The organism is Neobacillus sp. PS3-34 (assembly GCF_030915465.1).
Classification (GTDB): Bacteria; Bacillota; Bacilli; order Bacillales; family Cytobacillaceae; genus Neobacillus_A.
This window is the reverse complement of the sequence record NZ_CP133267.1, coordinates 601,325-621,210: the sequence shown is the minus strand read 5'-3', so window position 1 is coordinate 621,210 and position 19,886 is coordinate 601,325. Positions and strand designations below refer to the sequence as shown.

Below are 19,886 nucleotides of genomic sequence, written 5' to 3'. Positions count from 1 at the left end.
GAAAGGCATAAGTAAAATTTTTAATTTTGGAGGTATGTAAAATGGAGGCAATGACATTTGTCTTATTTGGGGCGACAGGGGACTTAGCAAAAAGAAAAATCTTCCCGGCTCTATATAATTTATTTTTGGATCAAAAATTACCTCTGCCCATCTCAATTATTGGGGTGGGCAGAGGAGATTTATCAGATACTGATTTCCAAAACCATGTGGAAGATTCCTTAAAAACATTTTCTAGACGATCACTAAATGACAATTCAAACCTTGAAGTGTTTATCCGTGCCTTTCGGTATAGTGCTGTAGATGCAATCAAGGCTGAAGGATATAAAGGATTACTTGAACTCGTTAAACAACGTGAAGAAGAATTGAATATTCCAGAAAATCGTATGTTCTACCTATCTGTTGCTCCAGAGTATTTTAATGTGATTGCTTTCAACATTAAAGAGAGTGGTCTAGGTTCTACTAAAGGTTGGAAACGTCTAATTATCGAAAAACCGTTTGGACATGACTTAAAATCAGCTCAAGAATTAAACGATAAACTAAGTAAAGCTTTTGATGAAGAAGAAATATTTCGCATCGACCACTATCTTGGAAAGCCGATGGTACAAAACCTGGAAGCGTTAGGATTTGCAAATCCAGTGCTTCAAGCATTATGGAACAACCAATACATTGCAAATGTGCAAATTACTGCAAGCGAAACAGTTGGGGTTGAAGAGAGAGCTGGTTATTATGATCAAGCTGGGGCTATTCGCGATATGTTTCAAAATCATATGCTGCAACTGTTGATGATGACAGCAATGCAGCTGCCAAAACAAATTAGTGCAGAAGAGATCCGCAATGAAAAGAGAAAAGTAATAGAATCACTTCGTCCATTAAAGAAAGTGGATGTGGTGAATCATGTGATTCGAGGTCAATATGGTCCTGGTGAAATCCAAGGTAAACCAGTTGTTGGGTATACAGGAGAACCTGAAGTTGCTCCTTCTTCTTTAAATGACACATTTGTGGCTGCCCGTCTATGTGTGGATGATGATTTTTGGAGAGGGGTTCCTTTCTATATCCGTACAGGAAAAAGAATGACAGAGAAATCCACCCGAATTGTGATTGAATTCAAAAATACTTTAAAGGATTTGTATAGGACTCAAAAAGAAGAAACTGCGCCAAATCTTTTAGTGATTGAAATCAGTCCAAACGAAAGTGTTTCATTACAATTAAATAGTAAAAACCCATTAAACAATGGAAAAATCGAACCAGTCAATATTGATTTTTCTGCTAAGCAAGCAGATGTTCCTGAAGCGTATGAGCTTTTAATTTACGATGCAATGCGTGACGACTCTACATTCTTTGCACATTGGAAAGAAGTGGAGTTGTCTTGGAAATGGGTACAGCCTATCTTAGAGGCTTTTGAGGAAAATACAACTCACCTTCAATTATATCCATCCGGGTCAATGGGACCAGATGCTTCCCATCAATTATTGGCAGAGGAAGGATATAAATGGTGGTAGTAATAAAAGATGAAGAATATTTTTAGATTATTAAGGAGGAAATGAACATGAAAGTTGGATTAATTGGTTTAGGAAAAATGGGATTAAACTTAGGTAAAAATTTAATTGATAACAAGCACGAAGTAGTAGCTTTCGATGTAAATGGAAGTGCCGTTGAAGAAATGAAGAAATACGGTGCTTAAGGTACATCTGTTTTAAAAGAACTTGTTGAATCATTAGAAAAACCAAGAGTTGTATGGATTATGGTTCCGCATGCTGTGGTAGATTCAGTAATTGATGAAATGACACCATTATTAGGCACTGGAGATATCGTAATTGAAGCTGGAAATTCTCACTATAAGGAATCCATTCGCCGATATAACCAGCTAAAGGAAGCAGGAATTCACTTTATGGATGCCGGTACTTCTGGTGGAATGGAAGGTGCTCGTAATGGAGCATGTTATATGATTGGTGGAGACCCTGAAGCCTGGAGCATCGTGGAACCTATTTTCATGGATACAGCTGTCGAAAACGGATTTATCTATGCTGGTAAAGCAGGGAGCGGTCATTTCTTAAAAATGGTTCACAATGGAATTGAATACGGTATGATGGCAGCGATTGGTGAAGGATTCGAGGTATTAGAAAAAAGTAAGTTCGATTTTGACTACGAAAAAGTGGCTAGAGTGTGGAATAACGGCTCAGTTATTCGTTCATGGCTCATGGAGTTGACTGAACATGCATTTTCAAAAGATGCAAAGCTAGATGAAATTAAAGGGATTATGCACTCTTCTGGTGAAGGGAAATGGACAGTTGAAACAGCTTTAGATTTACAAGCAGCCACTCCTGTTATCGCAATGTCTCTTTTGATGCGTTACCGTTCATTAGACAGCGACACTTTTACAGGTAAAGTGGTAGCTGCATTAAGAAACGAATTTGGTGGACATGTTGTTGAAAAAAACTAACAGAATTACATCTGTCACATTTAATAGAAAAAGAGTCAATAAAAATAGGTGAAGAAAAATAGCTCATTATTTGTGAAATGGTAATGAAAACAATGTATATGATGGTAGAAAAGGATGTGGAGTTCATGAATGTATTGGATGCAAAAATGATAAATACTCAGTATGGTATAGAAACTTATCTAGATTTATTGAAAAATGTTGAAGTGAGAGACATTCAATATGGTACAGAGACAGCTTCTTTTTACGAAATCACTATAGGTGTAGAGTATTTTCGGTTAAGAAATGAAAATTATTATAATAGTGAAAAGAGATATTTTAAGATGCGTATGAATTCAGATTTAAATGGTATTACTATAATAGAAACAAAAAGAGAAAGTTTATTTGCTGTGAAAAATGAATTTGAAAGATCTGCAACAAAGGAACTGATTGGAGAGTGGCTAATAAAAAGCAGTGCCTTTAGAAAAGTTCTTAATGATTTGATAGCTAATAAGAAAATGGAAAACGTTAAAACGGAGGAAAACATAATAGGAACAATAAGGTTCCTGGAGAAATTACTTGAAATCACAACAGAAGACATTTTAAGTGCTCCTGTTGAGAGATCTCACTAGTTTCCGGGATGGATGGAACAACCTCCCTCTGCCACTGATCACGAAAGTTTGGCAAAGAATTAGATCAACGATAATTATGCTTTATGAAAAAGAAAGGACATAGTTATGATGGGTGTCAAAATGGTTGATAAAAAAATAGTCGGTGAAAAAGCAGCAGAGTTTGTTAAAGATGGCATGGTTGTGGGGCTTGGTACGGGTTCGACAGTTTTTTATACCATACAAAAGCTTGGTCAGCTAGTGAAGGAAAGGCCTTTCCATTAAAGGTATTCCAACTTCTGTTCAAACGGAAGAATTGGCTAAAGAATTAGGCATTCCACTTACTAGCTTTAGTGAAATAGAAAGTATAGATATTGCTATTGATGGAGCAGATGAAGTCAATTCAGATTTGGAACTAATCAAAGGTGGTGGCGGCGCACTTTTAAGAGAGAAAATCATAGCGAGAGCAGCTAAAACATTTATTGTTGTAGCAGATTCATCTAAAAGGGTAGAGAAATTAGGTACGTTTCGATTGCCTGTAGAAGTTATTCCGTTCGGTTATGAAATGACGGAAAAACATATTAGAGCCATTGGTTTAGTCCCGGAAATTCGATTAAACAGAGAAAATTCGTTTATTACTGATAATGGAAACTATATTTTTGACTGCCGAATTCCTGAGCACTTTCAGCCTGAAATGTTAGAACGAATGCTTAACATGATACCGGGAGTCGTTGAAAATGGGTTGTTTGTTGGAATGACTGACTTGGTGATCACTTTAGATCAAGAAAAAAATGTTGTCATGTTAAGAAAGTAATTTCCTTTAGAGAGAGACTTTGAGTCCCTCTCTTATGTTTTTTATATCTTTACAATGATTCTACCTCTTGCTTGTCCTTTTAAAATAGTAGGCAAGTTTTCAGGTAATTCTTCAAGTGTAATTTCTTTCTGTATAATTTCAGAAAGAGTAGAAGGTTTTAAATCGGTTGCCATGCGATTCCAAAGGTCTTGTCTAACATGCATTGGACAATAAACAGAATCAATTCCGAGAAGGTTTATGCCACGTAAAATAAACGGAAACACGGTGGTTGGAACGCTTCCTCCACCAGTTAAGCCACTCACCGCAACTGAACCATTGTATTGGATTTTACTTAAGATGGATGCAAGTGTCTCTCCCCCTACTGGATCAATCGCCGCAGCCCAAATTTGTTTATCAAGGGGTTTAATTTTACCATTAAAGACATCTTCACGAGAGATAATCTCTTTTGCACCGAGCTTATGTAAAAAAGTATGCTCAGAATTTTTACCCGTACTAGCGACAACTTCGTATCCTCTTTTTGAAAGCATGGAAACAGCTAAACTTCCTACCCCACCAGTAGCTCCAGTGACAAGGACTTTGCCCTTTTCTGGCGATAAACCGTTATCTTCTAACCTTTGAATGGAGAGGGCTGCAGTAATACCTGCTGTCCCCAAAATCATTGATTCCATCAACGTTAAATTTTCAGGTAAAGGGACAATCCAATCACCAGGAATGCGGGCATATTCACTATAGCCACCATAATGGGATACCCCAATTTCATAGCTTGTTGCTATGATCTCATCTCCTTCGCGGAAGCGTGGATCTTGAGACGATACGACTACACCTGCTATATCAATACCTGGAATAAAGGGATAGGTTGTAACGATTTTCCCATTCGGAATACTTGCTAAACCATCTTTATAGTTAATCGCAGAATAAGAAACCTTGATTAAAACATCACCTTGAGGTAACTCATTCAAGGTAATTTTTTTGACTTGAACAGAAAAATCGTTTTCATTTTTATCTACCATCAATGCTTTAAATTGTTCCATCATTCTTTAACTCCTTTCTTGAACAGCAGAATAGAATTATATATTCACTGCTAATATATAATGTATGGAAGGATATTACAAGTACATACTTTTATTTTATATAGTGAAAAAAGTATACTGTGGGTTATAATAAATATGGAGGTGAAGTGAAATGTCGCGAATGCAGGATAAGATGTTTAATTGTGAAAAAGAATTAACTCTTTCCGTTATCGGTGGTAAATGGAAGATGCTTATACTATGGCATCTAGGAAAAGAGGGAACGAAGCGATTTGGTGAACTGAAAGCTCTTATGCCAGGGATTACGCAGAGAATGCTAGTTAATCAATTGCGAGAACTGGAAGAAGACTTGATTGTAAAACGCGAAGTCTATCCCGTAGTTCCTCCAAAAGTAGAATACTCCATTACGGAACAAGGAAGAAGCTTGATGCCGATTCTCGATGCTATGTATAACTGGGGGAAAGATTATATGGAAACTGCTGGGTTGAATCCTTTAGTAAGACAAGAGTCGATTAGGTAAATTTTCACTGGTAATCTAAGGTTGACTCCGGCGAAGGGGGTCAACCTCTTTTCATGATAATTTAATAATTATTTTTAGTATTTTGTAATGCCTCAAAATAAAGCTGATAATTAACTTTTATTTTCATTTTTCCCCAAGTGGCTAACCATACCTTTTCGCTGATGGGTTTGGAAAAGGGGCTAATGGTGTGTGTCCCGATTTGAAGAGGATCCACCTTCAGCTCTTGCATTTTTTTTATGAGGTCCGTAGTTTTCATTTCTAATTCAGTTTTAATTTCCTTATGAAGCTGCATCAGTTCATTTCCGTTGAGGATATTTTTATTACCTTGATATTCCTCAATTCTTCCATTTAATTTCACGTTTATTGTAACTAGGGAAAGATTTTTATCTAAATCCACATTTACTCTTGAGCGTAGATGTCCAATAACCACATCTAATTTGGGTATTGGAAAAAACTTCAAATAGTGATCGTTGTCAAGAAGTTGAAATATTTGATCTTCGGTACTTGTGACCGTTTCAATTAATTTATCATTGCTAAAAAAAGCAGTCCCCTCGTAAATAAAGTTATTTTTCGCTACTTTGAAAACAGGAAGAACGGGATCTGAAAATGGTGAAAACAGCTTATTTTTATATTCATGCAAATTGACAATGGTCATTTCACCTTGTTTTTTCCTCTCATAGTGTTTTAGCATCCGATACAGGTAATAATCAAGGTTTTCTTGCTTCTTTGCTTGTCTGTTAATATAATCGTCAAAATTACCTTTAACGATTACTAAATACAATCGTTGCGAAATATCATAGTCTGTCAATAGCGTGTTAATCAACTGAATAATCCCTTGTTTCGCTAATTCCTCATGAATTAAAAACATACGGAGTTGTCCAACCTTCAATTCACGATAATATCTTAAATTAAAGTCTTTTCATCCCTGTTTAAGGAGATCAACTTCTAGTGTTAATAAGCTTTTTGGCTCATTTACTAATGGAGGGACTAATGTACTCATTTTTATTTTTCCTTTTTCGCCTTTACTAATTGACCAAAAAGTGACAGGAGCAATATCTTCAATTGTGTTGTTCTCAACAAATGGGGCACATCCTGGAATCATGACTAATGAAACAAAGATTCCCCAAACTAAAAGCATTTTCTTTCGTCTCATGCTTTTACACGCCCTTTTAGCTTTGTCAATAGGAGCAAGAATGTTGGGACCATAAAGTAAGTTATTCCACTTAACCAAATTTGAATATTCAGGAGAATATTCTGTTCCGTTTCAGTGGACCAAATCCAATTATTCACAATTACAAAGCAGAGAAATAACATAATACAAGTGACAGCAAAACCCATACGTGAAGGTTGGGTACTTGTTTTTTTTAGGATGATTCTTGTGGCCCCATATATACATAACAAGAAAATTGATATAGCAAACACCAATAAAAACATATGTAGTGAAATCAGGATAATATCCAGTCGTTCAAACATGGGAGATTGTAAGTATCGAATCATATGAATAATAGGGTATTTAGTTTTACCTAAATAATTTGAACCGAAAAAGAATAAACTCGCAATAAACAATAGCAAATACTCTGAAGTAGAAAGAGCATTCGCATAGGTTAAATATTTCCTCATTTTTTGTTGTGGGTTGATCCAAGGAATTAAACAGATTAAATACTCTGGTCCTGAATATGAAGACCAAATGAGTAACAATCCTTTCCATGAATCAGTTGTCCACTTTGTTGGTATCAAGGGATACAAATCATGTAATGCAGCGATAGGTGGAATAAAAAAGGGAACATATAAAAAAATTATCCAAAAAACGCATAAAAAAACAATTACCACAAACCGTATGGTATTTTTCATTCCTCGTGAAGTAACATAGGAGCTCGTAAGAAGAATGAAAAAAATAATCCAATTTGAATTCATAGATGGGAAAATAAAATCATGAATGACTTCTAAGTATCCGAGTGTGATCACCGTTATTTTGATTAGTATCAATATAAGGCCTATAAAAGTCAAAAGCCTTACCATTCGAACACCAAAAAGCTCTACAAAACCTTGATATCCCTTTTTAGCATAATTTGATTCTAGCCATTTGCATAACAGCATTATATTGAGTTGGGAAAAGATTGCCATTGCAACAATGACCCAAATCATAAACGGGTGTAATAAGTAGGTAGGCATTAAAAAAAATAGGTAAAGCATTTGGAAACGGTTGACGATGAAAAAGGCATAGATTCCGTCCAATTTAGATGATTTATCAAATAAGGAAAATGTGGTCAACTTTGAATCACATCCTTCGTTTGTATCTCCATTTCTGTAAAGGGTGTAAATGATCCGGACGGGATTTCATCTTTATTAAAGGCCTCTAATAAAGAGATCGATCCAGTCCTTCCAGTAAAATGGAGCAATTGGTGAAAAATAGGGTTGTTTTAAGGAAGTAAGACTATTTAGATGTGCCAAAATGGCAACAGCTCCCATGGCAATGCCAAAAACACCAAAAAAGGATGAAAGGAGAAGAAAACCAAATTGAATGAGTGTATTTGCCTTCGTCATCAAATAGTTTGGTACTAAAAATGAGGAGATCGTTGAAATACAAACTAATACAATTAATACTTTGCTCGCAAAACCCGCTTGAACCGCTGCTTGACCGATAACTATACCACCAATCACCCCTAAGGTTTGACTTGATTTGGTCGGCATCCGTAAACTCGCTTCTTTTATGATTTCAAGAATAGTTAACATCACTAATGCTTCCCAAAATGGTGTAAAAGGTAGTTTACTTCTAGATTCCACTAAAACAAATAGTATTTGTAAGGGAATCATTTGATAATGGTGGGTTGTTAGTGCAACATAAAATGGTATCAGTGTGACGGACAGCAAAAAGCTAAAATATCGAATAACTCTTAAAAAACTTGCAACCGGCCAACGATTAATATAATCTTCAGGTGATTGGAAAAGGTGAAAAAAGGTGATTGGTGCAATTAATACAAACGGTGTGTTCTCTACCAAGATAGTTAATTTACCGAGCCCTAAGGAATAAGAACAAACATCTGGGCGGTCAGTTTGTTGGAATTGTGGAAAAATACTGTGATGATGTTCCTCCATAAATGCCGCTACCTGGGATGAATCGATAAATCAAAGTTAATTTCAGAGATTTTCTTTCTTGCTATTGATATATATTCAGGATTGGTCAACCCGTCTATGTACATTAGGACAACCGTTGTTTCACTTAATGAACCTACTTTATATTTCTCTGTTTTTAATTCAGTAATAGGAAGTCTTCTGCGTATGAGGGTGATATTTGGTTCTAATTGTTCAGTGAAACTATCTTTTGCACCGTATAAAATTGTTTCTGTTTCAGAGGTTTCAATCCCCCTACTTAATTCGCTAGGAAGAGGAATGACCAACCATTGTTCTTGGATACAATCATTCAGAAGTACAGCACCGGTGAGGAGTAATTTCTGTGCCTCTTCAAGTGATTGGATCTTCATTACTTTAGGTGTGGCTATGCTTTCGTAAATCATGGAATGTGGACATCGGATAACAGGTTCTATTATCGATTCATTCAAACGATCCTGGTCAATTAAGGTTCTTAAATAGATTAAGACAACTTTTTGATCGTTAAGTGTAGTGCGTTCGATTATCTCTACATCGTGCATATTGTCTAAAACCTGTTTTAGAGAGTCTAGTGAGATCTTCCTTTGCACAGGTTGTTGTGTGTCACTACTATCATTAGCAATGCTTTTACCCTTTTTCCAAAACATAAACATCCCCCACTGATATAAGCTGCCATTTGTTCACTCTAGAAAAATTGTAATGGTAATTCTTCCTTTTAGTATGAAAAAAAAAGATTTTTTTATACTAATAAAATAGGGTAGGGGAAACTATATAAATTTTACTGTATAGTTTTTTACACTATGTAATGAAAAAGTGCGTACTTGTTCAAAGAGACTTATATGGAACAGTTAAGAATGAAGGTGCTACAAAAGGTATTTTGGTATCCACTGCAGATTTTGGTCCAGATGCATATAATTTTGCAAAGGATAAACCGCTCACTTTGTTAAATGGAAGCAATTTATTACATTTACTACAAAAGCATGGCCACAAAGAAAAGATTGATTTAATGGAAGCAAAATTGGCAATAAAGGAAAAGAAGATTAATTAAGAAATATTTTAGTGAGCAGCTCTAGTTATGGGGCTGCTATTTAATTGTAAGATTAGGTTTTTTTAAATTAAAGTAAATCGTGTCTAGTTAGATAAGTAGTGGATAAGGCACTCTTGCTTATTATAAAGTTCCGGTACATTTTTCACCTGGTAATGGGACATTAATCCTGCCTATCTGTTGGATAACCAATATGCTATAATAACCTAGCTATTAAACTATCTTTTAGATAAAAATTCATAAAAAACGTTTTATTATTGGAGAAGCAGGTGGACATATGATAAAGGCACAAAATACGACATATCGTTGTCCGATAACCTTGACCAATAAGGCAAAGGATAAAATGCGAGAGCTTGGGTTGGATGAGCGATCGTTTTTTTTATTGGAGAAATCGTATCATGTTTATATAGAAAAGTATCCGCAATCTGGAGATGGCCTTGTTACGGCTGCCTTGTTTTTTGACATTAAGAGAAACGAAAGGCTTGCAGACAAGTTCGATCGATTTGTTGTGGTTCTGCATTGTTTGGTAAAGCAGGATCAGTTTGTGGTGACGAATGTGACGACGAGACCGGTGCATATACCCTTGGCATCCAATTGGCGCATCTCGGCAGATTTCATATTTGACTTAAATGTTCAAAGCAGCGGATCGATACCGTTTGAGTTACTGAACTTGATTCACAACATGCCGGTTCTCCAGGAAAGTTCACTATACGTGAAAAAGCGGATTGCGAGTTGGGAAGGTTACCTCAAAATTCAGGAGCAATCCGCGGATATTCCTGATATAACCTCCCGCTATTCAGCACTGATATTCAATGATGATTTCAGTCGGGTAAAAATAACGGGCTGTCAGCTGAAGGAACAGGAATGGAAGTCACTCAAGGATATGAGTGTCAAGCTAAAGGGAATGGACAAGGATATTGGAAAAGTTCTGAAAGCGAATCGTTCCGCTTCTTCGGTTGAGGTGGAATTGCACGGTTATATGGAGGAACATGCCCGCAGGCAAAGACTTGATGTACATCCCAGGGAAGTTGTCTTTAGCAATTTTGCCACCTTAAGCCAGGTAAAAAGGCTGCGGCAAGGGTTTAAGCAGTTGGAAAGCGGTTTGGCCGCGAATCCTGAGCTGGAACGCCTTTTATTTGAAAACAAGCCGCCGGTCAAAGAGGTGAAAAAGCAGGCAAATCTGCAATTCCACAATCGATTGAACGAGTTCCAGCAAGCTGCTGTCACAGGCGCCATGTCCGCTGAAGACTTATATGTCATTCAAGGCCGCCCGGAACAGGGAAAACAACTGTTATTTCAGAGATCTGCCTTCAAAATGCAAAGGCTGGGCTGCGCACGCTGGTTGCCTCGCAGTCAAATTTGGCAGTCGACAATGCCCTCGGCCGATTGCTGGCAAACAAGGATATCCGAATTCTCCGAGTCGGGCGAACGGAAAGCATTGAAGAAGAAGGCAAAAAGTTCATCGAGGAAAATGTCGGACAGTATTGGAAAGACCATACGTTTCAGGAAGTTTCCAATCAATTTGAAGCCAGGAAACATCGGACTACAGAAATAGACTCAGAATGGGCGGCGAATGAACAGGAACAAGAGCGGTTAGAGCAAGAGCTTTTACGGGTTAATGCGGAGCTTGAAGCAAAAAAGAATGCCCAGAAGCAGTATGACGAAATCCAGTCCATTATTGAAAAGCTTCAAAAAGACATTCATGATGCAGAGCAGGAGAGGCAAACAGTCCGGCAGTTTTTGAAGAAGATTGAACAGTCGCTTCGTTTGTTGAATGACACCATTGAAAAAGACGAATCTTTTCTGGCTGAAGAGCCGGATAGTGACTCCATTCAAAAAAAGCTGGAAGCCAATCAGCAAGAAATTGTACGTCTGCAAGACAGTGTTGCCCTTCAGAAGCTTGAAGAAAATATTAATGAGATAAAACAAACCATTGACGAGACTTCAACTAACTGTGAGAAATGGAAAGACTTCACGAAACAGAAGGAAGCTTTAACAGAAAGAATCTTAGCCGCTAAAAAAATCGACAGCTTAAAGTGGATCATGCTTGAGCAAAACTTTACCCGCTCTTTACAGGTTCATTCATTAATCGGAAAATTGGACATGCTTCGTGAAAGAACAAGCCAGCTGGATAAGTTAAAGGAATATAATGAAAAATTAAATCCTGCTATTTCTTATCTTGAACAGCTTTTGGGACAGCATTACGGCCAGCTGCAGCAACAATTGAAAAACACGCCTCCCGTAGCTGCGACTGCTGTGGAAATCGACCAAATTTTAGACAAACTGAGAAGTGAATTAAAAGGAAATACAACCATTCATCCGCAGAGGCTTGCGGCATTACTAAAGGGGCTATATGGCCGGAGACATTACATTTGGCAAAAAGCAGACAAGTTAAAGCTCGATGATACTGATAAAAAAATGGCACAAGAAGCACTTCAGCAGCTAAAACAGGAATTGCTGGGTCAGTTAAAGCCTGTCCTGGATGAAAATAAAATGATTCTGCAGAAGTATCAAAGAGAGATGAACGAGCAGACTGCCAAGCTTATTTCTCTTCAAAGCCAGCAAAAGAAAATGATGGAGTCCGCAGTATTCATTCCTAATGCATTGGAATTGCTTCGTGAAAAAGAAGCCAACGCGCTTGAACTTCAGAACAAGAAAGAGCAATACGGACAAGCCAAGCTGCGGGTTGAAAGGAATTGCCAAAAGCGGGATCAAGAAACCCTACAGCTGCAGGACTTAGTGCAGAAAAAAACCCAAATTGAAGCTCGCTTTGCAGATCTCTCCAGTATGCTTAAAGAAAGCGAAGCTGAATTGGCACCACTAAAAGAAATTCTCTCTTCAGACACGGAACGGGAGCATGAAGAGGTATTAAAGCAGCTGGCGAGCATTTCTTTTACCAGGGAGTCTTTGAAACAGGAAAAGCAGAAGCTTCCGCTGTTCCAATCGGTTCAAGGAATGTGGCGATCGGTGCTGGAAGAAGCAACTGAACATGACCTGAATGAAATCAGGAAGCTTTATGTGAAGCATGCGAATGTGATTGGAACAACATGTGTGGCTTCCGCCCGCAAAGATTTTATCGAAAGCTATCCTGTTTTTGATGTTGTCATCATTGATGAAGTATCAAAGGCAACCCCACCGGAGCTCTTGCTGCCGATGCTAAAAGGGAAGAAAGTCATACTGGTGGGCGACCATCATCAGCTGCCGCCTCTATTGGGAGACGATACGCTTGAGGAAACCTTGCAGGCAATGGCGGAAGAGAGTGAAGACTTTGAAGGAAAAGCCGAACTTAAAAAGCTATTAAATGAGTCGCTGTTTGAGCGCTTGTTTAAAAATCTGCCGAAAACCAATAAAACGATGCTGGCCATTCAATATCGGATGCATGAAAACATTATGGAAACCATCACGCCATTTTATAAGCAGGAAAACGAAGTGCTGCAGTGCGGCTTAACCAACTCTGATCAAGACCGGGACCACAAGCTTGTCTCACCGCTCATCCAGCGGCAAAATCATCTTCTGTGGCTGGATATGCCGAACGAGCCTGCCTTTTTTGAAGAAAGAATGAAAGGCGGAAAAAGTCTGTACAATCCGGCAGAGTTGAAGAGGATTGGTGAATTGCTGATGGAAATGGACGCGGCAGCGGGAGAGGCAAAGCAAGCTGGAAGAATGGAAGCCGATGAGAAGAAAAGTATTGGCGTCATCAGTTATTACGGTGAACAGGTGAAACGGATCGACCGCATGCTTCAACAGGAGTTGCGCTTGCCCCACTTAACGATCCGCACGGGGACAGTGGACCGATTCCAGGGGATGGAGATGGATGTGATTCTGTTAAGTATGGTACGGAATCACGAAAATAAACAGGATGATATCGGTTTTGCCAAAGATTATCGCAGGCTGAATGTCGCTTTGTCGAGAGCAAGAGAACTGCTTGTGATGATTGGCAGCACGAAGATGTTTACCGAGCTAACCAAGCATTCAGGTGCCAGACAAATGTATACTCACGTATTGGAAACAGTAAAGAAACAAGATGGACTGCGAGCCCTTGAAGAGGTGAGTTTGCATGGATAAATTAAATCAACGATTACGTGCGGATTTGCTTAAAAATCCAGCTATCCAAATCAAGAACTCGGTTATTTGGCATATGCCGGTGATCACATATTCTGTGGCGTTTAATCGTGTAAAGCGGTCGAAAATGGACATTCTCATGAAAATGATGCTGCTCACTTTTGAGCAGGCCAAATCCGTCGCGCTGCCAATTTGTCAGAGCTGCTGCTGGTAGAGGAACTTTTCATTGAAGAATTATTGAAAAAAATGCAGCACATGGGATTGATCCGGCTGGAAAATGGAAGCTACAAGCTGACACAGAAGGGGCACGGACAGCTAAAGACAGGAATTATGGAAGAGGAATTGGAAGAAGAGTCGACGTTGCTTTCATACAGCCCGCTCCACGATGAATTTTGGGAAGATGCGTGCCGGGCCTTGCCTAAACCAGAAGAGGAACTGCCTCTTTACCGGTATGCAAACAAGCAGGGGCCAGTGGATTCAAACCGGATACTGCAGGTCATTACCGAGAGAGACATCGGAGTAGAGGAAGACGGTTTTCAAACAGTAGTCGCTGCTGTAAATAGCTTTGAGCAGCAGAAAGTCGAACACATTCCATGCCTGGAATTTCAAGTGTACAATCAAGAACAAGATACTTTTTACGTCCGTGTCTGGAATTCGTGGCAGGGCCGCTGGGATGAAACGTTTGAAAAACAGATAGAAGAAAAGGAACTTTTAAAATGGCAGGAATGACCCGAGCTAGGAATAAGTTCATTCCTCTAAGAGAAGACTACAAAAAACTCTGGAGGAATGAAAATGAGAGAAAACAAAGAAAAACATCAGGAAACTCAAAACAAGGTTGAAAACAAACAACAACTTGAAATTAGCGAAACGGGGTACGGACTGGAGTCTGTTGAAAAGGGTACAGATTTTGCAGAAGGAGATTGTAATAATTCGCCAAACTGTGGCGGGTTGTAACAAAACCGAGTGTCGAGGGAGTTTTTTAAAAATACTTCTGCTAAAATCAATAACTGTAAGTAGGGAAGTGCTAATCCAGGCACTTCTCTTTTTCATTGATAAGAATTAATAACATCTGGAGGACAGAGACCTAGATCTTCCTTCTTTTCTCAAACTATAGTAAAATTTTAACAACAATGAATTTGTCGACAGGGGAAGAATGATGCAGGCCGAAGTTCGCTACTTTGCAGGGTGATAAACGATATAGGTGTTTGATCCTGCATGTCTCCCCAGGCAATAAGGATTCGGCAAAAGGGGAAATGGTTCAAAAGCAAATTCAGGGGATTTTACATTTTGATATTCGGGAAATGAGGACTTTTCCATTAAAAAATAACGAAGTATATGTACCATTTGAAGTCATTGACTCGAAGGAAAAGTTTCAATTATTAAAAGAATTTATCCAGGAGGAGTATGCAAACTTTGTAAATAGGTAGAGTGGATCAAGCAAATGTGTGGTTCTCAGACCAAATAAACATTATTGACAACTACGGTAGAGATTGCAGGGAGAAGTGTAACCAGCACTTCTCACTTTATTTATATATCTAAAATATATTTGGAAGTGCAGGCGTAAGTTTTTCCACCTTTTTTGTGGTAGCAAGGTCCGAACTAGGCATGGAAATTTTACCTCTTCTGTCCACGAAAGGGGTCTGACCCTCTTACTTTACACTTTCATAAACATCTTTTGTGAAAATGATAAATAGTTCGGCTGAGTCTGTAATGGGCTGATCGAGTTTTTCATGATATCTATCTCTTTTTCATCACTGACAAGGATGGCGCCTGACAGGTAGGCATCGCGATGTGTAATCCGTCATGTGGCCACTTTTCCAATTGGTAAATCAGGACAGTGTCGCAATTGGTAGAAGAGAGAAGCTGCCGGATGGTAGAGGGGAAGGTACTTATTTTTCACAGTTTTACCTGAATGGGGTAGGATGGCATTAATCGGAACCACCGTTTATTCTATGGGTCTATTTTTATAAAAAATATTCTTTTTCCGGTTAAAGTAGGCCAAGGCAGTTTCAACATTCAAGCAATAGGAATAGCTTATATTAGCGTGAAGAAAGGAGGATCTTTTATTAATGGAATTTCCAAAAGACCTAGATATAAATAGTCTGACTCGAGATAAGGTTATTAATCTTCTTTTAGCCTCAATTGGCTTTGAAGAGTTAGCGCTTGCCCACATGGTTAAAGCTGAAGCAAAATTGCTTCGAAGGGCATTGGGGAAACTCTCTGCGAACGGTAATGGCCCGTTGGTAAACTCGTTAGACGATCTCTTGAAAATCAATCGTAGTGTCAACGACACATTGCAAATCATTACAAATAAAGAAGGGATTCTTTTATCGAAGCTTAATAAGGTTGTGGGTTTGTTAGAGGAAATCCCAGTGTCAGAAAGTTGTTGCTCTGTAACAGTTGAAACAGGTGAGGCGGTAATTGATGCAGCATTTATGAATGATGAAAACTTGGGCACAAATGTAACAGTAGATAAAATTGATATTTCTATAGCTGAAAATTGTACAATGGAAAACAATAGAATTGATTTGAGATTAACAGATGACACTTGTCAGGGAATAACGATAACTTTAATTGAAAACACAGCCACAATTCTTTGTAACCCACTATTTAATGCTGCAATCATTAGAGCTGCAGTTGATGTAACTGCAGCCAACCATCAGTTTAATGGTAAATATAATGCATTAATCTCCGTAAATGATAATGGACATTTAACCATTTTCCTACAAAATGAACTAAATCGCTTTCTATTTAGAATTTCTGGTGCTAGTGCAGCAGTGGAAAATTGTCTAAGTGAGTGCCCAGTATCCACTAACGTTTGTGAATGCTCCGTAAATATAACCACGAACCAAAATACCACTATTACGATAACCGGGGATAATGTATTTTTCCCTGCAACCCTTACCAATGTGTATATTGATGTTCCATGTAAATGCGATGCTGCCAATAGTTCTATATCAGTCATTATTCGAGAGGAATTTCTCCAGATTTTGATACCAGGAGAGTTTTTAGAGGGAACAATATCTACATTGTGTGAAGGGAACCAAGCACTCATTTCAGGATCAATAATACTAGGAGATGTTTTTTATAATTTATCTGTTACAGCAAATCAAAATGGTTCAGTAACAGCCACATTCGCGGGAGCATCTACCTTTACGATCACATTAACTGGGGCTAATGTAGTAATCGGCCAGTGTACCGGGGTCTAACCCAAGATGTGGATATTTTTTGTCCCGGGAAGTGGTCAGACCCCAGCCAGGGACATTTTTTCTCCGCAACCGCCTGACCCTTTTTTATTTATTTTAAAACCAATCTAGTAATCTTAATAGTCAATCAGAGATGAGATAATTACATGTAAAATAACAAACCCAATCTCCCAGTCATTCGGGGAACTATAGGAAAAATTGGTTCTTCCTTGCCGATCGCTTTTAAGGACGGGCAAAATGAAGAGGCGCGCTACAATACGTTAGAGGGAAGCCTTTTGGCAGGATTATGTCTTGGTCCACTGATGTCGCAACCGTTCACTGTTGGGCAGAGGAGCTTGGAGGTCTATATGATACTCCACATGGTGTGGCGAACGCCGTATTTTTACCATATGTATTAAAATTTAATGCGGAAGAAGAGAAAGGTATACATGCAGATTTAGCACGGTATATGAAATTCGCCACTGAATCCGATTCAGAAGAGAAACTGCCGTTGAAAAACTCATTGCGGGGATCCGGGAAATTACTACTAACCTGTAGATACCTAAACTAAGAGAGTTCCCAGGAGTGAAAGAAGAGGATTTTGACTGAATCGTGGAGCTGGCGGTTCAAAATAATTCAAAAATATTGATTGCAGGAGGATTTGTTTATACTATCAATTATTTCAAGCGTTGTTACCGTGCTCTACACATGTTGAGTGTGTGACGCAACTGAAATTAAATTAAATTAGACAAATTCCATTTTTGTTGTGGTTTTTTCGATTGAATTCGGGGAGTGGCAGGCACTTTTTTTAGATGAAAAGTAGTTTAGTGATTCGCCAACCAGAATAAAAGTTGGTGTAAAGGGTAGTATACCTCTGTAAACTTTAATGAGGTGGTGGAATGTCTAACATGATGAAACAAGAAGAAATGGAAACATTAAGAGAGTTAATCAAAGATATAGATACGGCCATGTTGACTACGGTAACGGAAGAAGGACTAGTTTCCCGTCCTATGAAAACACAAGAAGTAGAGTTTGATGGTGACTTATGGTTTTTCACTAAGAAAGAGACTAATAAATATGAAGAAATTTTAAATGACCAGGATGTTAATGTGGCTTATGCGGGTAAATCTTATGTTTCCGTCCGTGGAAGAGCGGAAATTGTAGAGGATTTAAATAAGAAAAAGGAATTGTGGAGCATAGCTTATGAGAAAATTATGCAAACTTCCTATGATGACCCTAATGTTATCTTGATAAAGGTAACTGCAGAAGCAGCCGAATATTGGGAAACCGGTAATTTTGTAAAGAAAGTCGCCTTTATGTACAAACGCGTGACAGGGCAAAATTCCGAATCGGCAGATGTTAATAAAACGGTTGAATTGGATGAATAACAGAATGCTCTGTTTAATCATCCATTTAAACTGCTCCTTTTTAAATAGTCTTAGTTAATAAACCCACCAACATTTCCTTCTGTTGTCAATTACGGCCCAAAGCGCGTTAAAGCTGTGTGACAAGAGGCACGAAAGGTTGTTATGTTTATTGTTGTGATAAGGAGCTTGAAGAGTTTGTAGTACAAAAGAGTAATCGATAGAGAGTTTTCTCTACTATCTTTTAAAAGAAAAATTTTTTGGAACAGTAAGAAGGCCATATAGGTTTTAAGTAGAAGAGTGTCCAAAGGGTAGTAGATGAAATTGCAAAAAGATCTACTATTATTGGTAAAAGTGCCTGTCACGACACGCATTTTGTCGAATTCATCGACATTATTCGGGGCGTGACCAGGCACTGTTTTTACTCTTATGACTATTTCTTTTCCACCAGTGGCCTATCCTGTAAATATAGTTCCAAATTCGGGCTGTTTCCTTTTATGATATCCTCCACAATGATCTTCGCCAGCATTTGGCTGTATACAGTACCGTTGTCGCCAAACGCCAAGAGGAAATAGCTGTTCGGATATTCGTCATAAATCCCAATGATCGGAAGGCCATCCGTCGTCCCTCCGTAAAACGCGGTTAAATAATATTCAGGTTCAAAATGGATAGCGGGGAACATCTTGTTAAACTCATCGACCAGCTTGTCTCTCTTATGAATCAGTTTACTGTCCCGGTCTTCGGGATAATTGGTATTGTCATCAAGTCCGCCAATAATGATCCGGTTATCTGCTGTTGTCCTTAAATATAAATAAGGTCTGGCCGTTTCCCATAAAAGCGTACGATTGTACCAGGAGGATAGGTCGTTCACAGGCTTTGACGTTACAGTATACGTACTGACGAAAGAAACGAGCAGCTCCTTTCTGATATCAATTCCCTCATAACCAGCAGCAAAAATAACCCGGCCTGCAGAGATGGAGTGGCCGGCTTTAGTAGAAATGATCATCCGTTTGTTTTGTGCATCATAATGATGGCCATTCATCTCCGTGTTTTCAAATACTTGGATCCCCTTGCTTGCAGCATAATCAATCAATGCATGAGTAAACCTGAAAGGGTTCAGCTCGCCATCACCATAAGAATAGATGGCCGCATCCCTGCTGAAAGGATATTTTTCCTCAATCTCTTCTTTTAATAAAAAATCTACTTTCAACCTTTGCTGCTGTAAAAATTCGTATTCTTTTTTTAACTTATCGACATCCTCATTGCAGCTTGCAGAATAAAGCGAATCTCTTCGGGAAAATTCACAATTGATGGCAGCCACCTTGGATGCTGCTTCTATTTCATTGATGGCTTCCTGCAGTAGCTGTAAATGCCTTGAAATGTACTCTTTTCCAAAGGAATTAATCAGGTTCGTGAACATTTTCTCCCCAGAATACTGAATGAGCGCCGTATTCGAACTAGTGCTGCCGCTCCCAATCTTCCCTTTCTCGATGACAGCCACTTTTAAGCCAGAGTCCGCAAGATAATAAGAACATTGTGAAGCCGAACTTCCTCCTCCAACAATCAAAACATCACATTCAAGATCCTCCTCTAACCGAGGATAGGAGGGAGGAGAAGGGAAAGTTGCAGGCCAATAATACGTACCAGACATAATATCCATGAGTTTCCCCCTAATTATCAAAAAGATATTGATATTATTTCCTTTCTTTAAAATGACATTCAGCGTTTTGAAAAGC

The 19,886-nt window shown here is 38.5% G+C and carries 16 protein-coding genes and 4 pseudogenes; 14 read left to right on the top strand and 6 right to left on the bottom strand.

From position 1 onward, the window contains the following. Nucleotides 1-41: 41 nt before the first annotated feature. The 4 genes and pseudogenes from zwf to rpiA all read left to right on the top strand — a co-directional run bounded on the left by zwf (nucleotide 42) and on the right by rpiA (nucleotide 3,838). Entirely contained in the window at nucleotides 42-1,499 is a 1,458-nt protein-coding gene (zwf, locus tag RCG23_RS03165; protein WP_308178559.1) for a glucose-6-phosphate dehydrogenase, read from the top strand. Between the two features lie 47 nt (nucleotides 1,500-1,546). Then, nucleotides 1,547-2,440: pseudogene (gnd, locus tag RCG23_RS03160) on the top strand (phosphogluconate dehydrogenase (NAD(+)-dependent, decarboxylating)). A gap of 125 nt (nucleotides 2,441-2,565) precedes the next feature. Then, a complete protein-coding gene (locus RCG23_RS03155; protein WP_308178558.1) occupies nucleotides 2,566-3,048 on the top strand; it encodes a hypothetical protein in 483 nt (160 codons plus the stop codon). A gap of 120 nt (nucleotides 3,049-3,168) precedes the next feature. After that, nucleotides 3,169-3,838, top strand: a pseudogene (gene rpiA / locus RCG23_RS03150) (ribose-5-phosphate isomerase RpiA). A gap of 41 nt (nucleotides 3,839-3,879) precedes the next feature. On the opposite strand, the gene RCG23_RS03145 reads toward rpiA, so the two are convergent. Next, nucleotides 3,880-4,872, bottom strand: a complete 993-nt coding sequence (locus tag RCG23_RS03145; protein WP_308178557.1) for an NADPH:quinone oxidoreductase family protein — start codon at nucleotides 4,870-4,872, stop codon at nucleotides 3,880-3,882. A 148-nt stretch (nucleotides 4,873-5,020) separates the two neighbouring features. On the opposite strand from RCG23_RS03145, the gene RCG23_RS03140 reads away from it, so the two are divergent. Then, entirely contained in the window at nucleotides 5,021-5,386 is a 366-nt protein-coding gene (locus RCG23_RS03140) for a transcriptional activator HxlR (protein WP_308178556.1), read from the top strand. Nucleotides 5,387-5,447: 61 nt separating this feature from the next. Here the strand turns inward: RCG23_RS03140 and RCG23_RS03135 are convergent, their stop codons facing one another. The 4 genes and pseudogenes from RCG23_RS03135 to RCG23_RS03120 all read right to left on the bottom strand — a co-directional run bounded on the left by RCG23_RS03135 (nucleotide 5,448) and on the right by RCG23_RS03120 (nucleotide 9,141). Beyond that, a complete protein-coding gene (locus RCG23_RS03135; RefSeq protein ID WP_308178555.1) occupies nucleotides 5,448-6,275 on the bottom strand; it encodes a Ger(x)C family spore germination protein in 828 nt (275 codons plus the stop codon). Between the two features lie 30 nt (nucleotides 6,276-6,305). Continuing rightward, nucleotides 6,306-6,539, bottom strand: a complete 234-nt coding sequence (locus tag RCG23_RS03130) for a hypothetical protein (protein WP_308178554.1) — start codon at nucleotides 6,537-6,539, stop codon at nucleotides 6,306-6,308. Next, the gene (locus RCG23_RS03125; RefSeq protein ID WP_308178553.1) at nucleotides 6,536-7,657 is read right to left on the bottom strand and encodes a GerAB/ArcD/ProY family transporter; all 1,122 of its coding nucleotides are present in this window, start codon (nucleotides 7,655-7,657) and stop codon (nucleotides 6,536-6,538) included. The genes RCG23_RS03130 and RCG23_RS03125 overlap by 4 nt, the downstream gene beginning before the upstream one ends. A gap of 7 nt (nucleotides 7,658-7,664) precedes the next feature. Then, a pseudogene (locus tag RCG23_RS03120) lies at nucleotides 7,665-9,141 on the bottom strand (spore germination protein). Nucleotides 9,142-9,299: 158 nt separating this feature from the next. On the opposite strand from RCG23_RS03120, the gene RCG23_RS03115 reads away from it, so the two are divergent. From RCG23_RS03115 to RCG23_RS03075, 9 genes and pseudogenes are all read left to right on the top strand, one after another. Continuing rightward, nucleotides 9,300-9,542: a restriction endonuclease gene (locus tag RCG23_RS03115; RefSeq protein WP_308178552.1), complete on the top strand. Its 243-nt coding sequence runs from the start codon at nucleotides 9,300-9,302 to the stop codon at nucleotides 9,540-9,542. A gap of 1,248 nt (nucleotides 9,543-10,790) precedes the next feature. Further along, a complete protein-coding gene (locus tag RCG23_RS03110) occupies nucleotides 10,791-13,604 on the top strand; it encodes a DEAD/DEAH box helicase (RefSeq protein ID WP_308179955.1) in 2,814 nt (937 codons plus the stop codon). Continuing rightward, a complete protein-coding gene (locus tag RCG23_RS03105; protein WP_308178551.1) occupies nucleotides 13,597-13,815 on the top strand; it encodes a hypothetical protein in 219 nt (72 codons plus the stop codon). Before RCG23_RS03110 ends, RCG23_RS03105 begins: the two co-directional genes overlap by 8 nt. Next, entirely contained in the window at nucleotides 13,794-14,330 is a 537-nt protein-coding gene (locus RCG23_RS03100) for a hypothetical protein (protein WP_308178550.1), read from the top strand. Before RCG23_RS03105 ends, RCG23_RS03100 begins: the two co-directional genes overlap by 22 nt. Before the next feature lie 63 nt (nucleotides 14,331-14,393). After that, nucleotides 14,394-14,555 (top strand): hypothetical protein, encoded by a 162-nt coding sequence (locus tag RCG23_RS03095; protein ID WP_308178549.1) that lies wholly within the window; start codon nucleotides 14,394-14,396, stop codon nucleotides 14,553-14,555. A gap of 299 nt (nucleotides 14,556-14,854) precedes the next feature. Next, entirely contained in the window at nucleotides 14,855-15,028 is a 174-nt protein-coding gene (locus RCG23_RS03090) for a hypothetical protein (protein ID WP_308178548.1), read from the top strand. A gap of 642 nt (nucleotides 15,029-15,670) precedes the next feature. Beyond that, complete coding sequence (locus RCG23_RS03085; protein WP_308178547.1) at nucleotides 15,671-16,810, top strand: alpha-helical endospore appendage domain-containing protein; 1,140 nt, start codon at nucleotides 15,671-15,673, stop codon at nucleotides 16,808-16,810. Nucleotides 16,811-16,951: 141 nt separating this feature from the next. Next, nucleotides 16,952-17,392: pseudogene (locus tag RCG23_RS03080) on the top strand (iron-containing alcohol dehydrogenase); the annotation flags it as partial. Between the two features lie 293 nt (nucleotides 17,393-17,685). Continuing rightward, nucleotides 17,686-18,174 carry a pyridoxamine 5'-phosphate oxidase family protein gene (locus RCG23_RS03075; RefSeq protein ID WP_308178546.1) on the top strand — a complete coding sequence of 163 codons (489 nt, stop codon included), beginning with the start codon at nucleotides 17,686-17,688 and terminating at the stop codon, nucleotides 18,172-18,174. Nucleotides 18,175-18,583: 409 nt separating this feature from the next. On the opposite strand, the gene RCG23_RS03070 is transcribed toward RCG23_RS03075, so the two are convergent. Beyond that, nucleotides 18,584-19,810, bottom strand: coding sequence for an NAD(P)/FAD-dependent oxidoreductase (locus RCG23_RS03070; RefSeq protein ID WP_308178545.1), 1,227 nt, complete (start codon nucleotides 19,808-19,810; stop codon nucleotides 18,584-18,586). Nucleotides 19,811-19,886 lie beyond the last annotated feature (76 nt).

Excerpts from the sequence above, each read along its gene's own strand:
- RCG23_RS03085 (WP_308178547.1), top strand. The coding sequence starts at position 15,671 with ATGGAATTTCCAAAAGACCTAGATATAAATAGTCTGACTCGAGATAAG.
- RCG23_RS03155 (WP_308178558.1), top strand. The coding sequence starts at position 2,566 with ATGAATGTATTGGATGCAAAAATGATAAATACTCAGTATGGTATAGAA.
- RCG23_RS03130 (WP_308178554.1), bottom strand. The coding sequence starts at position 6,539 with ATGAGACGAAAGAAAATGCTTTTAGTTTGGGGAATCTTTGTTTCATTA.
- RCG23_RS03105 (WP_308178551.1), top strand. The coding sequence starts at position 13,597 with ATGGATAAATTAAATCAACGATTACGTGCGGATTTGCTTAAAAATCCA.
- RCG23_RS03140 (WP_308178556.1), top strand. The coding sequence starts at position 5,021 with ATGTCGCGAATGCAGGATAAGATGTTTAATTGTGAAAAAGAATTAACT.
- RCG23_RS03145 (WP_308178557.1), bottom strand. The coding sequence starts at position 4,872 with ATGATGGAACAATTTAAAGCATTGATGGTAGATAAAAATGAAAACGAT.
- RCG23_RS03090 (WP_308178548.1), top strand. The coding sequence starts at position 14,855 with ATGGTTCAAAAGCAAATTCAGGGGATTTTACATTTTGATATTCGGGAA.
- RCG23_RS03070 (WP_308178545.1), bottom strand. The coding sequence starts at position 19,810 with ATGGATATTATGTCTGGTACGTATTATTGGCCTGCAACTTTCCCTTCT.
- RCG23_RS03115 (WP_308178552.1), top strand. The coding sequence starts at position 9,300 with ATGAAAAAGTGCGTACTTGTTCAAAGAGACTTATATGGAACAGTTAAG.
- RCG23_RS03095 (WP_308178549.1), top strand. The coding sequence starts at position 14,394 with ATGAGAGAAAACAAAGAAAAACATCAGGAAACTCAAAACAAGGTTGAA.
- RCG23_RS03075 (WP_308178546.1), top strand. The coding sequence starts at position 17,686 with ATGTCTAACATGATGAAACAAGAAGAAATGGAAACATTAAGAGAGTTA.
- zwf (WP_308178559.1), top strand. The coding sequence starts at position 42 with ATGGAGGCAATGACATTTGTCTTATTTGGGGCGACAGGGGACTTAGCA.